Source organism: Paenibacillus tianmuensis, from assembly GCF_900100345.1.
Taxonomy (GTDB): Bacteria; Bacillota; Bacilli; order Paenibacillales; family NBRC-103111; genus Paenibacillus_G; species Paenibacillus_G tianmuensis.
The window spans coordinates 1-12148 of the sequence record NZ_FMTT01000019.1 but is presented as its reverse complement, the minus strand read 5'-3'; the positions used below and the strand labels follow the sequence as shown (position 1 = coordinate 12148).

The following is a 12148-nucleotide window of genomic DNA, read 5'->3' as shown; positions in this document are numbered from 1 at the left end:
ATGGCAGAAATTCGCATTCGCAACACCAACGAGCGCATCTCGGGCGAAGCCAACGTCAAAGCATTTTTGGATAAGCAAGAGGTGCTTTATGAGCATTGGAACGCCGCTAAACTGCCCGCAGAACTTCAAGGGAAGTTTTCGTTGACGGACGAGGAAAAATCGCAGATCTTGGCTACCTACCATGAAGAAATTCGCGATCTGGCTAGCCGCCGCGGCTACCAGACTTGGGACATTGTCGCGCTTTCCGACGCCACCCCGAATTTGGACGAACTGCTCAAAAAATTCGAACAGGTGCATACGCATACGGAAGACGAAGTTCGCGCCATCACGGCCGGCAAAGGAATCTTCATCATTAAAGGGACCGACGATGTCGGCTATTTCGACGTTGAACTGGAAGCCGGCGACGTGATCTCTGTTCCGGAACACAAGCCGCATTTCTTCACCTTAATGGAAAACCGTCAAATCGTAGCCGTCCGTCTATTCATCGAAACCGAGGGCTGGATCGCACATCCGTTCGAAGACTTGACTTTCCAAAAAGCGTAAGTGGAACTTTTAAAATAAACGACACTCAAGCAGCAAGCCCCTTGTGAAAGGCGGCTTGTTTTATTATTTATAACAAAATGAAAACCCGCCAAATGGAATGACGGGCTTGTTTAGATTAGAACAAAAATGAGTGCCGGTTACACATTGGCTCACAGATAAGGTTATGGTGCCGTTAGATCCTAATCTTCCAAAGAATCAATGATCTTTTGAATATCCTGCAGGCTCGTAATTTCGTGCGCCGGAGCAATCTCGTCCGTTAACGGGAGCCCATGACGGTTAATCCACATGTTCCGCATCCCGATCGAGTTGGAGCCCAAAATGTCCGTCGTCAGCTTGTCCCCGATCATGACGCCTTCCTCGGCCGAAATGCCAAGCAGTTGCATGGCATGCTCGAAAATCGATACCGCCGGCTTTCCTTCGCCAAACTCGCCGGAAATGACGATATGATCGAAATAAAGAGCAAGCTGCGGGACGCCCGCCAATTTCTCTTTTTGCAGATCAGGCGAACCGTTCGTAAGCAGAAGCAGCTTATACTTCTCTTTCAGTTGATCCAATACTTCGAAAGTCTCTTCATAAACGATCGGACGGTTTCTTCGCTCAACCGAAAACATCTCCGCCAGCTTTAGTCCCAGCGCGGCATCTTCTATCCCCAGAGCCTTTAAGCCGCGTGTCCACGAATCCCGCTGATAAGCCGGGGCCAACGCTTGAAGCTTGCGGAACTCTTCCTGTTCTCCTTCGACAAACCGGGCCCATAGCCCTTCAAACGGGTTAATGCCGATTTTTTTAGTAAATGGGAACGTCTCGAACGATTCGTACAATGCCCGCGCTTCGCGTCTCACCGCTTCCTCAAGCTGGACGGGATCGAGATCATAATGCTTGGCAGCCTCGCTGCATGTCGCCTGAAACGCTTCTTTTACGCTGCGCTCGTCCCAGAGCAGCGTATCGTCCAAATCAAAAAGCACCGCTTTGATTGCCATAAGCCGGATTCCTCTTTCTCCCCTGTGATGTCGGTTCTGTCTTAAGATTCTTGCTTAAATGCCACTTGATTTTTTTGAGCAAATTCCTGAAGCTTTTCCTTCGCCGCATCCACAGGGAATTGATGATAAAATTTCGTGTATCCCCAGCGGGCACCTTTCGGCTTTAATGTAATAAAGATCGAATCCTTCGACACGGAAATTTCGTTAATCATATCCGCACTCATCGTCCGGTCTCCGCCGAAACGACGTGAGGTAAGCGAATCCTGGCCTATTTTCAACAGCGGCCTGCGGACCCAATAAATCAACAGCGCAAGGACAATATAGCTCGCGCCCGTGAGCCAGTACATCTGATCCTGCCCCGCTTGACCGCGGAATATGACGAAGCAGAAAATCCCGGTGGCGACCAGTATCATCGGAAGAAACCAGCTGCGTCCTTTGAAGGTGACCGAGTTGTCGGAGGCGCTGGACTGCGAAATCGATTCCTTGCCGCCCTTTTTGCGCTGAATGTTGGTTACTTTCGTATTCTTGCGAACCATGCGTTGCCATTTCCGTGACATAGTTGAGCCCCTTTATCCATTCTTTCTATACTTACCGTAAATCGCCGATCCCGAGCGATTTCGTCAACCGATACGTCCAAATACGCCAAAAAGTTGGTGCATCCAAGTATACCGCGTTTTTCCAGCGGCAACAAGATCATCCAACGTGTGATGCGTGTCTCAATGGGGTGTACCAGTGAAGCAAGTCCCCTCCTCCTTACTTCTTCTCGTCCTCATCCACGAATTTAATGTTGTCCAGTTGAGAACGCAAGGAGGATTTAAAAGAATCGATATACTTTTTCCTAAGTGCGTTGCGCTCGTCCATCTCTTCTTCCGTCAATCCTTCGGCTTTCGCCTTGCGGGCCAATTCGTTGATCCGCTTAACGGTTACGTCGTGCTCCGATTCAATCATGCCTGTCCTCCCGGTAATGTTAGGTCTTCGTCCGTTTATCCGCGAACGATAAGAGCTTCATATCAAATTATACTTTGACATTACCGGATTTGAAAGTCAAGAGAAGACCCGAAGCCTTGCGGAAGAAATAATTCAGGAAAAGTTAAAACAGTTATGTATTATGGAAGCAGCAGCTTCTGCCCTTCGTAAATCGTTACGTTCTTCAAGTTGTTCAGCTTCTTTAGCTGAAAGACGTACTCTCTCAGATCTTGTCCTTTGGCCGCGTGCGAAGAAGCAATGCTCCACAAGGTATCTCCTTGATGTACGACTACGTAAACTTGAACAGGAGCGGCACCTTTGGCGTGCGCGTCACCGTTCCCTACCCAAGCGGACACGGTACCTCCGACAAAGAGCAGCAGTATTACCGATATAATGAAAACCACAACTCGTACATATGTTCGGTTTTTTTTCACTTTACAAGCGTGATCTATGGAGACGGCAGTTGGACCGTGGTTGTATTGAGCTAGCATTTGACTGTTCTGATACATGAGTATCATCCCCCAAACATTTGTTCTGTTCTGAATTTAACACGAACAAATGTTTGTGTCAATCCATTTTTCGAACTTATGTTTGTACGAACTCCGGTTCTGTGTTATACTCCTAAGTAATGATTACCAAAAATGGAGTGATTCATATGGGCAAGATATCCACTCGCCAGCAAGCTATTCTGGAGTTCATCAAGAACGAGGTCAAAGATAAAGGGTATCCTCCGTCCGTTCGGGAAATCGGCGAAGCGGTCGGTCTTGCTTCCAGTTCAACGGTACACGGTCATTTGGAGCGGCTGGAAAAGAAAGGGCTGATCCGGCGCGATCCTACGAAGCCCAGAGCCATTGAGATTTTGGACGGCACGACCGGCGACGGCGCATTCGCAGTATCGGTTTCTCGCGTCCCGTTGATTGGACGAGTTACGGCCGGCGTACCGATTACCGCGACGGAGAACATTGAAGACTACTTCCCGCTTCCGAGCAACGTCGTCGGGGAACATAACGTCTTCATGTTGAGCGTCATCGGCGAAAGTATGATCGACGCAGGCATTCGCAACGGGGACTACGTCATCGTTCGCCAACAGCAAACGGCGAGCAACGGCGAGATCGTGGTCGCCATGACCGAGGACGACGAAGCGACGGTCAAAACGTTCTTTAAAGAAAAGGATCACATCCGTCTACAACCGGAAAACCCTACGATGGAGCCGCTCCGTCTGAAGAACGTATCTATCCTGGGCAAAGTCATCGGCGTGTTCCGCAATATTCATTAATTTCGCTCCCATGTAGCCAAAATCAAGACTCCCAATGAGGGAGTCTTTTTTTGCTGCCGTCCGCCGAACGTCCAGGCCTTCGGATAAAAACGCGCGCCTCCATCCCTACTATGATAAGCAGCGAATAAGTGGCCGGAGGTAGGCCAGAGTTGTTCAGAAGTTTGAAAAACAGCCTCTCATCATGGCTTCACCATCATGAGAGGCTGCTTCTAATGCTTACCAAGCTTATTAATAAAGGGTCAAATACTGATCGCGTTCCCAAGCATGAACTTGAGTCCGGAAGATGTCCCACTCGATTTCTTTGAGCTCGACAAAGTGCGCGAGAGCATGGTCTCCGAGCGCGTCGCAGATGACATTGTCGCGAAGCAGCTCATCGAGTGCTTGCTTCAGGTCGGCTGGCAGGCTTGGAATGCCCTGCTCTTCCCGCTCCTCTTCGGACATCACATAGATGTTCCGGTCCGTCGGAGCCGGCAGCTGCATTTTGTTCTTGATGCCATCGAGCCCTGCTTTAAGCATAACAGCGAGCGCGAGATACGGGTTGGCCGCCGGGTCCGGGTTGCGCACTTCCACACGCGTGCTGAGTCCGCGCGAAGCTGGAATGCGGATCATCGGGCTGCGGTTGCTGGCCGACCAAGCTACGTAGCAAGGCGCCTCATAGCCTGGCACCAGACGTTTGTAGGAGTTGACCGTCGGGTTCGTAATGGCTGCAAAAGCGCGGGCATGACGCAAAATACCCGCCATGTATTGTCTGGCCAACGTGCTTAGACCCAGCTTGTCGCTTTCGTCGTAGAACGCGTTCTCTTTGCCGCGGAACAGCGATTGGTGGCAGTGCATTCCGGAGCCGTTCACGCCAAACAGCGGTTTCGGCATAAAGGTAGCATGCAGGCCATGCTGTCTGGCAATCGTTTTGACAACGAGCTTGAACGTTTGAATCTGGTCGGCCGCTTTGATGGCGTCCGCATATTTAAAGTCGATTTCGTGCTGTCCCGGAGCCACCTCGTGGTGAGACGCTTCGATTTCAAAGCCCATCTCCTCCAGCGTCAGAACGATTTCGCGACGGCAGTTTTCTCCCAAGTCCGTCGGAGCGAGATCGAAATAACCGCCTTGGTCATTCAGTTCCATCGTCGGGTTGCCTTTTTCATCGGTTTTGAACAGGAAAAACTCCGGCTCCGGACCGACATTCATCGAGCTGAAACCCATTTCTTCGGCTTCCTTCAGCATCGATTTCAGAATGCCGCGCGGATCACCAGGGAACGGCCGGCCGTCCGGCAGGTACACATCGCAAATCATACGGGCAACGCGGTCTTCCGTCACCCATGGAAAGACGACCCAAGTATTCAGATCCGGGTATAAGTACATATCGGATTCTTCGATACGAACATAGCCTTCGATGGAAGAACCGTCGAACATCATTTTGTTGTCGAGCGCTTTCTCCAACTGACTCACGGGAATTTCCACATTTTTAATCGTACCGAGCAGGTCGGTAAATTGCAGGCGGATGAATCTTACGTTTTCTTCCTTTGCGATGCGTAGAATGTCTTCCTTGGTGTATTGTTTATCCGTCACTGTACAATCTCCTCCTTAAACTATGAGCCAAATTAACGGAGCGTTGTCCGGACAGGCGCGAAAGCGCTACCGGAACAGGCCCCAACACAGCCTTACTTGCGGAAAAAGCGGGATAATTCGCCCTGAATCAGCGAAACCTGATTCGGACGCTTGCCGCCGACCAACAGCTCCTGCTTAAGCATTTTGTGCAGTTGCGTATCGGTCATTTCCCGACGTTTGACCTCGGTTTGCTCGTTCAAGACAGTCGCTTCCTCGGAGTTTTTGTCGACCGGCAGCAGCACCTGCTTGATCCCGGCGATGTTGACTCCCTTTTCAATCAAATCTTTAATCTCGAGCAGTCTCTCGACATCGTTGAACGAATACAACCGCTGGTTGCCTCCTGTTCGGGCCGGAATTACAAGCTCGTGCTGTTCGTAGTACCGGATTTGCCGCGCGGTTAAATCGGTCAGCTTCATTACGATGCCGATGGGAAAAAGCGCCATATTCCTGCGGATATCATCACTCATGACCATCACTCCTAAGTACTTAGAACCTTACCGTTATTGTAACCTCGTTCAAAAAACGTGTCAAGTTATGTAAGGTTTTCGCCTTATGTCAACCCATATTACCGTATATTTTCTCACAAAAAATACGCGGATGACCCACATCCGCGCATCCAATTAAGGACAAGTGATGTTATGAAAGCAGTCCGCGGTCCATCATATTTTGGATCGCAGTCAGCACGCCCATTTTGCAATGCGAATACGTTAACCCGCCTTGCATATAGGCGATGTACGGCTCCCGGATCGGCGCATCTGCGGAAAGCTCCAGACTTCCTCCCTGGATGAACGTGCCTGCAGCCATAATGACCGGATGCTCGTACCCCGGCATGTCCCAAGGCTCCGGAACGACATGGGCATCGACCGCAGCCGCCTGTTGAATCCCCTGAACGAAAGCGATCAAATGCTCAGGCCCCGTGAATTGAACCGCCTGAATCAGATCTGTTCGCGGATCGTTCCAACGCGGATGCGTCGTGAACCCAAGCTGCTCGAACACCGATGCGGCAAAAACCGATCCCTTGACGGCCTGCCCGACCAGATGAGGCGCCAGAAACAGCCCTTGGAAAATAGCTCTGGTCGTCCCCAGCATGGCGCCCACCTCGCCGCCGATACCGGGCGCCGTTAAACGGTAAGAAGCCAGCTCCACGTAACGGCTCTTGCCCGCGATGTAGCCACCCGTAGCCGCGAGCCCGCCGCCGGGATTTTTGATCAGCGACCCGGCCATCAAATCGACACCAACCTCTGTCGGCTCGGTCAGCTCCGTAAATTCCCCATAGCAATTGTCGACGAAAACGATGACGTCCGGCTTGATTTCTTTGACGAACCGCACCATCTCTCCGATTTGCGCTACGGTGAACGACGGACGCCAAGCGTACCCGCGGGAACGTTGAATGCCGATCACCTTCGTCCGGGGGGTAATGCGCTCCGCAACCGCGGCAAAATCCGGGGACCCATCCTCCAGCAAGTCGACCTCCTGGTAAGCAATGCCCCAATCCTGAAGCGAGCCTTGCCCGTCTCCCGGCTTGCCGATCACTTTATGCAGCGTATCGTAAGGCCGCCCGGTCATCATCAGCAGCTCGTCTCCCGGACGAAGCACCCCGAAGAGCGCGGTGCCGATCGTATGCGTTCCCGAAACGAAATGCGGCCGGACAAGCGCCGCCTCGGCGCCGAACACGTCGGCGTACACCAGATCGAGCACTTCCCGTCCCCGGTCGTTATAGCCGTAGCCTGTCGATCCGGCGAAATGATAATCGCTCACTTTATGCTTCTGAAAAGCGCGGATGACCTTCCATTGGTTCCGGTCGATCACGCGGTCGATCTCTTTCAACTTCCCCTCGATCTGCAGCTCGGCCTGCTCCATGAGACCGAGCACCTTCTCTTTAAACATCCTACAATGTCTCTCCCTTGGGTTGCTCTTGCGTTGGGCGCGCCTCATCGTAAGCTGCGAGCAGATACCCGATTTTGTCGTATTCTTTGTTGTTTACCCGGACCTTGAACCGCATGTCTTCCCCATCCACTTCATTTTCCAGCACCTCGCCCACACGATAAACGAGTGAGATCAGGTCGCCTTTGTCCGCCGGGATGCGGTAGGTTCGGCTTGCGCCCATGAACCGGGATTCGATCAGTTCGACGATGAGACTTAAGTCTTCTTCCCGGTAAGCCGAGATGCGGACAAACGGCCCGTCGGTCGTCAGCAGCTCTTTCTGCTCGGGGGAACAGAGGTCGATTTTGTTAAACACCGTCACGCGTTCTTTGCCGTGCGCCTCCAGTTCTTCCAACACTTGATCGACGACCTTCATTTGCGTCGCCATCATCTCGGACGAGCTGTCGACGACATGCATAATCAGATCCGCCTCGCAAGCCTCCTCCAGCGTCGCCCGGAAGGCCGCGACCAGATCGTGAGGCAGATTTTGAATAAATCCGACCGTATCAGTAACGACGATCTCCATGCCGCCCGGCAGCTCAAGCGAGCGCGAAGTCAGATCGAGGGTCGCAAACAGCTGGTTCTCGACATATACGTCGGCATGGGTCAATTGCCGCAGCAACGTGGATTTGCCGGCGTTCGTATAGCCGACCAGCGCCACTTGAAACACGCCAGCCTTTTTGCGGCGCTCCCGGTGCAGGCTGCGGTGTTTGACGACCTCTTGCAGCTGCCGCTTCAGCTCCGAGATTCGCTCGCGGATATGACGGCGGTCCGTCTCCAGCTTCGTTTCCCCCGGCCCCCGCGTCCCGATGCCGCCTCCGAGGCGGGACAAGTTTTTGCCTTGTCCGTACAGCCTCGGCAGCAGATAGCTGAGCTGGGCAAGCTCGACTTGAATGATCCCTTCCCGCGTCTTCGCCCGCTGCGCGAAAATGTCCAGGATGAGCTGCGTCCGGTCGATAATTTTGACATCTAGAAACTGCTCAAGATTGCGCACCTGCGCGCCGGAAAGCTCCTGGTCGAAGATGGCGGTATTGCCGCCCGTCTGCTCCAGCATCGCTTTCAGCTCTTCGGCTTTACCTTTGCCGATGAACCATTTGGAATCGGTGTACTCCTTATTTTGCGTCAACGTGCCGAGCACCTCGACCTGTGCGGTCTCGGCCAAGCTGATTAGCTCCGCGAGCGAATGGTCCGGGTCATACATCTCCTTCTTTTTGAGCTGCGACGTGACCAGACTGACCAGCACCGCACGATCTTGAATTTCTCCCGTTACTTCGTGATTCGTTTTTTTCATATAAGTTTATTTATCTCCTTTGGGGTTGTGCGTTCCAGCCTCCACCAAATTTTAAACCAATTTCAATTTCATCTTCAAGGAATAAAACTTTTTCTATAAATACTTGAACAATGTTCTTCTCATGATGATTCTCCGGGTTATGCATGATACTTACCAGCAGGCGCATCAAGCACCCATTCCAAAATTTCAATCTTTGCTTTAATTTCGTTGATTTCATTTTCATTGTGCGCTTTATCCAATCGTTGTACCATTTGTTCCAATTGAATCATCATACGTTTAATTTGATCTTCCGATCTCATGAACCAAACCTCCAAGGCTGTAATAAATTAAACTCCGTCGTTGAATCGATCCGGCATATGCAGCTTCCGAAATTCATGCTCCAATATGCTCATGTTTATCGCATCGTAATATTGATGGTCCCAAAATAAGCAATCCCTTTGAACGCCCTCTCTTTTGAAACCCAGCTTCTCGTAGACATGAATCGCTCTGTCGTTAAACGTGTAGACACTCAGTTCAACCCTATGCAAATTCAATGTCCCGAAAGCATGATGAAGCATGAGCAGCATCGCTTCCGTACCATAGCCTTTCCCTTGATTCGCTTGGCCCGCTATGGCAATCCGGATATTCGCACTCCGGTTTACCGGATCAATGTCATTCAACACCACTTCTCCCACAAGGCGATCTGTCGATTGGGAAACAATCATAAGGTCCACACGGCTTGAATCAAGTTTTGAAATTTTTTCAATCCAACTGGCTGCCGTTTGTTTCGAAAACACTTTTTGACTACCCGTAAACCTACTCGTTGTCGGATCGGACAAGTAAACATAATAATCATCCAGATCATCCATTTCGACAGGCCGCAGGTAAATTTGTTTGCCTTCCAAAATTTTGACTGTTCCTTGTCTTTCCAAGCCCGCGTCTTCCTCCTTGGCCTATATTCTCATTTATTAGACCGGTCCTCGAAATCAAACGTGAATTCAAAATCATACTGCGCTTTACTAAACAGCAGCCCTTCCGGCTTTAAACACAGCGAACGAATCAATCCCGATTTTACCATATAAACAACGGTAACGCACAATTCACCAGACGAACCGCTTCCGCCTTTGACTCATCGGAGTTCTTGTCCCTTTGTAGCGCAAAAAAAAGAGGCATGAGGCCTCACCCTTGCTTTGAAAGCGCAGCATTCGCTACGACGGTTTCAGGTTAAAATAGATCTCTTCCTCTGTTTTGCCATTGATATGAAAATCCTCATGCGTCAGATTCAACAGATCCTGCTTCGTCAGCTTTCGTGCCCTTCGAACCAGCCTTACAGCCTGAAACCTGATCGCTTTTTCGATCAGATTCCTAATGTGACGGGCATTGCTGAAGTTCAGATTTAGTAACTTTTCCTGCATCAAATGGTTCTTGATCTTATGGATGGCTTCAGGAAGAATAACGTACTCCCGTTCCGCCGCCATTTGCTTCGCGATCTCGATCAATTGATCGATCGTGTAGTCGGGAAAATTAACCTGAATCGGAAAACGGGAAGGCAGGCCGGGATTCGTCTTTAAAAAATCCTCGATCTCTTTAGGGTAACCGGCCAAAATAAGAATAAAATCGTTCTTGTGATCCTCCATGGATTTTACTAAACAATCGATGCTTTCTTTGCCAAAGTCTTTATCTCCGCCCCGAGCCAGACTGTATGCCTCATCAATGAACAAGATACCGCCGAGCGCTTTCTTGACCATTTCTCTCGTCTTCAGGGCAGTGTGGCCGATGTATTCGCCGACCAAGTCCGCTCTTTCCACTTCGATCAGATGTCCTTTGGAGAGCAGCCCCATGGATCTGAACAGCTTCCCGATAATTCTCGCTACACTTGTCTTTCCCGTACCGGGGTTGCCCTTGAAGATCATGTGATAAACGTTGGAGCTAACCTGGAGCCCCTCTTGCGCGCGAAATTGTTTTATTTGAAGAATCGCATAAATTTGAAAAACAAGCTCTTTGATCTCGTCTAAGCCGATCATCTTATCCAGTTCTTTGTAGATATCCGAGAATGCTTCCATGGCTTGCATGACGTCTTTTGAATCAACTTTTTCCTGAACGGAAAGCGGCTCAGGAGAAGTTGACTTGAAAACAACATTGATTTGCCGGTCTCTCGTAGTAATGAGCCTGTTTGTTTCTGGAGTCATTTCATCACCTTCCCCTACCCTAATTAATAGTCGGCCGGAGGAAAATTTATAACTCTCTGAAGCAAACTAATGTGAGTCCGGTCCGCAGCCCGAGCTGCCGCGCTTGCCTCAAGTAATTCCGAACTCCGGGGCGAACATCGGCGCCTTGTTGTAACCCACATTTCGCAGGTGAAACTGCGCGAAAATCAAATTTATTGAAGGGAAATCACTAACTTCCAGAGAATGTAAGGGTATAGTTTTTTTTCTCTGGAGGCGATCACGTGAATACTCCACTTAAAACGTATTCGTATACTTCCGGCCCCGCCGTGTTGGTGGACCGACTTTGTCGTGAAATCGAGTTTGAGCAGACTTTGAATGAGCTGCTTCCATGGGATGCGAGCCGCTGCAAGCTGTCGCCCGGTGCGCGAATCAAAGCCCTTGTCATTAATGTACTTAGCGGCAAAGATCCCCTCTGCCATGTTAAGCGATTTTACCGTGACCAAGACGTTGAGCTGTTGTTCGGTGACGGTGTAACCGCCGATGATTTGAATGATGACGCGCTCGCTCGCGCACTCGACAAGCTGCATGAGGCCACGCCGTGGAAGGTTTACTCCACGCTCGCCATTCGTACCATGCGCAAGCTTGGCCTGCCGATCAGTACACTGCATAACGACACGACATCAGTAAGTTTGCACAGTGCTTACGAAGGGGAGGCCGATCTTAAGATCGTACGAGGACATAGCAAAGACTATCGGCCTAACCTCAAGCAGATTATGCTCGGGCTAGCTGTTTCGCCGGAGCGCATCCCCATACTGGCAAATGTGGAGAACGGGAACACCTCGGACAAAACGTGGAACTTCACGTTCATCCGGAAGCTGCGGCAAACGCTCGGCCAAGAAGACTGGCAGCAGCTTCTCTATGTGGCCGACTCTGCGCTGATCACGAAGCGGAACCTAAAATACATGAAACGGCTCCATTTACGTTTCGTTTCCCGTTTGCCCGACTTGTTCTCTGTCTGTGAGGAGGTCAAGCGAGCGGCTTGGGAATCCGGTGCATGGCAAGAGATCGGCAGGTTGAGCCAGGGGCCGTCCGCAGCGGAATACCGCATTCAATCGATGGAGCGCCGGATTGACGGCCGTTCATTTCGGCTGATCGTCGTCTATTCGAGCAACTTGGATGCACGTAAACAGCGGGCACTGGACAGTACGCTAAAGAAAGAAGAAGAACGGTTGACACGCCTCATTCGGAAGCTGGGAGAAACCGAATTCCACTGCGAATCGGATGCTTGGCAAGCGATTCAGAGATTCAATAGCGAACAGCGAAGCGCATGGTTTCAGTGGAAGTTGGGTGTCCAAACGGTGACGCGGCCAGCCAAGCGAACCGGCCGAGGACGTCCGAAAAAGGAAGAGCCTTTGTCTAT

The 12148-nt window shown here is 50.9% G+C and carries 15 protein-coding genes; 3 read left to right on the top strand and 12 right to left on the bottom strand.

Annotated elements, in window-relative coordinates:
* Positions 1-543, top strand: coding sequence for a 1,2-dihydroxy-3-keto-5-methylthiopentene dioxygenase (locus BLO51_RS14035; RefSeq protein ID WP_090672751.1), 543 nt, complete (start codon positions 1-3; stop codon positions 541-543).
* Between the two features lie 179 nt (positions 544-722).
* Here the strand turns inward: BLO51_RS14035 and BLO51_RS14030 are convergent, their stop codons facing one another.
* The 4 genes from BLO51_RS14030 to BLO51_RS14015 form a co-directional block, all read right to left on the bottom strand.
* Positions 723-1520 carry an HAD family hydrolase gene (locus BLO51_RS14030; RefSeq protein WP_090672749.1) on the bottom strand — a complete coding sequence of 266 codons (798 nt, stop codon included), beginning with the start codon at positions 1518-1520 and terminating at the stop codon, positions 723-725.
* Positions 1521-1561: 41 nt separating this feature from the next.
* On the bottom strand, positions 1562-2077 hold the full coding sequence (locus BLO51_RS14025) for a hypothetical protein (RefSeq protein WP_174551251.1): 516 nt from the start codon (positions 2075-2077) through the stop codon (positions 1562-1564).
* A gap of 196 nt (positions 2078-2273) precedes the next feature.
* Positions 2274-2468 (bottom strand): DUF896 domain-containing protein, encoded by a 195-nt coding sequence (locus BLO51_RS14020; protein WP_025844334.1) that lies wholly within the window; start codon positions 2466-2468, stop codon positions 2274-2276.
* 158 nt (positions 2469-2626) lie between these two features.
* Positions 2627-2890 (bottom strand): LysM peptidoglycan-binding domain-containing protein, encoded by a 264-nt coding sequence (locus BLO51_RS14015; protein WP_245719664.1) that lies wholly within the window; start codon positions 2888-2890, stop codon positions 2627-2629.
* A 251-nt stretch (positions 2891-3141) separates the two neighbouring features.
* On the opposite strand from BLO51_RS14015, the gene lexA reads away from it, so the two are divergent.
* Positions 3142-3762 carry a transcriptional repressor LexA gene (gene lexA / locus BLO51_RS14010; RefSeq protein ID WP_090672743.1) on the top strand — a complete coding sequence of 207 codons (621 nt, stop codon included), beginning with the start codon at positions 3142-3144 and terminating at the stop codon, positions 3760-3762.
* A gap of 228 nt (positions 3763-3990) precedes the next feature.
* Here the strand turns inward: lexA and glnA are convergent, their stop codons facing one another.
* The 8 genes from glnA to BLO51_RS13980 all read right to left on the bottom strand — a co-directional run bounded on the left by glnA (position 3991) and on the right by BLO51_RS13980 (position 10749).
* Entirely contained in the window at positions 3991-5328 is a 1338-nt protein-coding gene (gene glnA, locus BLO51_RS14005) for a type I glutamate--ammonia ligase (RefSeq protein ID WP_090672740.1), read from the bottom strand.
* Between the two features lie 92 nt (positions 5329-5420).
* On the bottom strand, positions 5421-5834 hold the full coding sequence (locus BLO51_RS14000) for a MerR family transcriptional regulator (protein ID WP_090672737.1): 414 nt from the start codon (positions 5832-5834) through the stop codon (positions 5421-5423).
* 169 nt (positions 5835-6003) lie between these two features.
* Complete coding sequence (locus BLO51_RS13995) at positions 6004-7254, bottom strand: methionine gamma-lyase family protein (protein WP_090672734.1); 1251 nt, start codon at positions 7252-7254, stop codon at positions 6004-6006.
* Between the two features lies 1 nt (position 7255).
* Positions 7256-8581: a GTPase HflX gene (gene hflX / locus BLO51_RS13990; protein ID WP_090672731.1), complete on the bottom strand. Its 1326-nt coding sequence runs from the start codon at positions 8579-8581 to the stop codon at positions 7256-7258.
* Between the two features lie 10 nt (positions 8582-8591).
* Positions 8592-8726: a hypothetical protein gene (locus BLO51_RS30815; protein ID WP_281180358.1), complete on the bottom strand. Its 135-nt coding sequence runs from the start codon at positions 8724-8726 to the stop codon at positions 8592-8594.
* A complete protein-coding gene (locus tag BLO51_RS29215; RefSeq protein WP_167670203.1) occupies positions 8719-8880 on the bottom strand; it encodes a hypothetical protein in 162 nt (53 codons plus the stop codon). The genes BLO51_RS30815 and BLO51_RS29215 overlap by 8 nt, the downstream gene beginning before the upstream one ends.
* 27 nt (positions 8881-8907) lie before the next feature.
* On the bottom strand, positions 8908-9492 hold the full coding sequence (locus BLO51_RS13985) for a GNAT family N-acetyltransferase (protein WP_090672728.1): 585 nt from the start codon (positions 9490-9492) through the stop codon (positions 8908-8910).
* Between the two features lie 276 nt (positions 9493-9768).
* Complete coding sequence (locus BLO51_RS13980) at positions 9769-10749, bottom strand: AAA family ATPase (RefSeq protein ID WP_167670202.1); 981 nt, start codon at positions 10747-10749, stop codon at positions 9769-9771.
* A 260-nt stretch (positions 10750-11009) separates the two neighbouring features.
* Between BLO51_RS13980 and BLO51_RS13970 the strand changes: the two genes are divergently transcribed.
* The coding region (locus BLO51_RS13970; protein ID WP_143006890.1) for an IS1634 family transposase at positions 11010-12148 on the top strand (1139 nt) is incomplete at its 3' end.

Coding starts and splice junctions, on each gene's coding strand:
- BLO51_RS14035 (WP_090672751.1), top strand. CDS start 1: ATGGCAGAAATTCGCATTCGCAACACCAACGAGCGCATCTCGGGCGAA.
- BLO51_RS14030 (WP_090672749.1), bottom strand. CDS start 1,520: ATGGCAATCAAAGCGGTGCTTTTTGATTTGGACGATACGCTGCTCTGG.
- BLO51_RS14025 (WP_174551251.1), bottom strand. CDS start 2,077: ATGTCACGGAAATGGCAACGCATGGTTCGCAAGAATACGAAAGTAACC.
- BLO51_RS14020 (WP_025844334.1), bottom strand. CDS start 2,468: ATGATTGAATCGGAGCACGACGTAACCGTTAAGCGGATCAACGAATTG.
- lexA (WP_090672743.1), top strand. CDS start 3,142: ATGGGCAAGATATCCACTCGCCAGCAAGCTATTCTGGAGTTCATCAAG.
- BLO51_RS14000 (WP_090672737.1), bottom strand. CDS start 5,834: ATGAGTGATGATATCCGCAGGAATATGGCGCTTTTTCCCATCGGCATC.
- BLO51_RS13995 (WP_090672734.1), bottom strand. CDS start 7,254: ATGTTTAAAGAGAAGGTGCTCGGTCTCATGGAGCAGGCCGAGCTGCAG.
- hflX (WP_090672731.1), bottom strand. CDS start 8,581: ATGAAAAAAACGAATCACGAAGTAACGGGAGAAATTCAAGATCGTGCG.
- BLO51_RS30815 (WP_281180358.1), bottom strand. CDS start 8,726: ATGCATAACCCGGAGAATCATCATGAGAAGAACATTGTTCAAGTATTT.
- BLO51_RS29215 (WP_167670203.1), bottom strand. CDS start 8,880: ATGAGATCGGAAGATCAAATTAAACGTATGATGATTCAATTGGAACAA.
- BLO51_RS13980 (WP_167670202.1), bottom strand. CDS start 10,749: ATGACTCCAGAAACAAACAGGCTCATTACTACGAGAGACCGGCAAATC.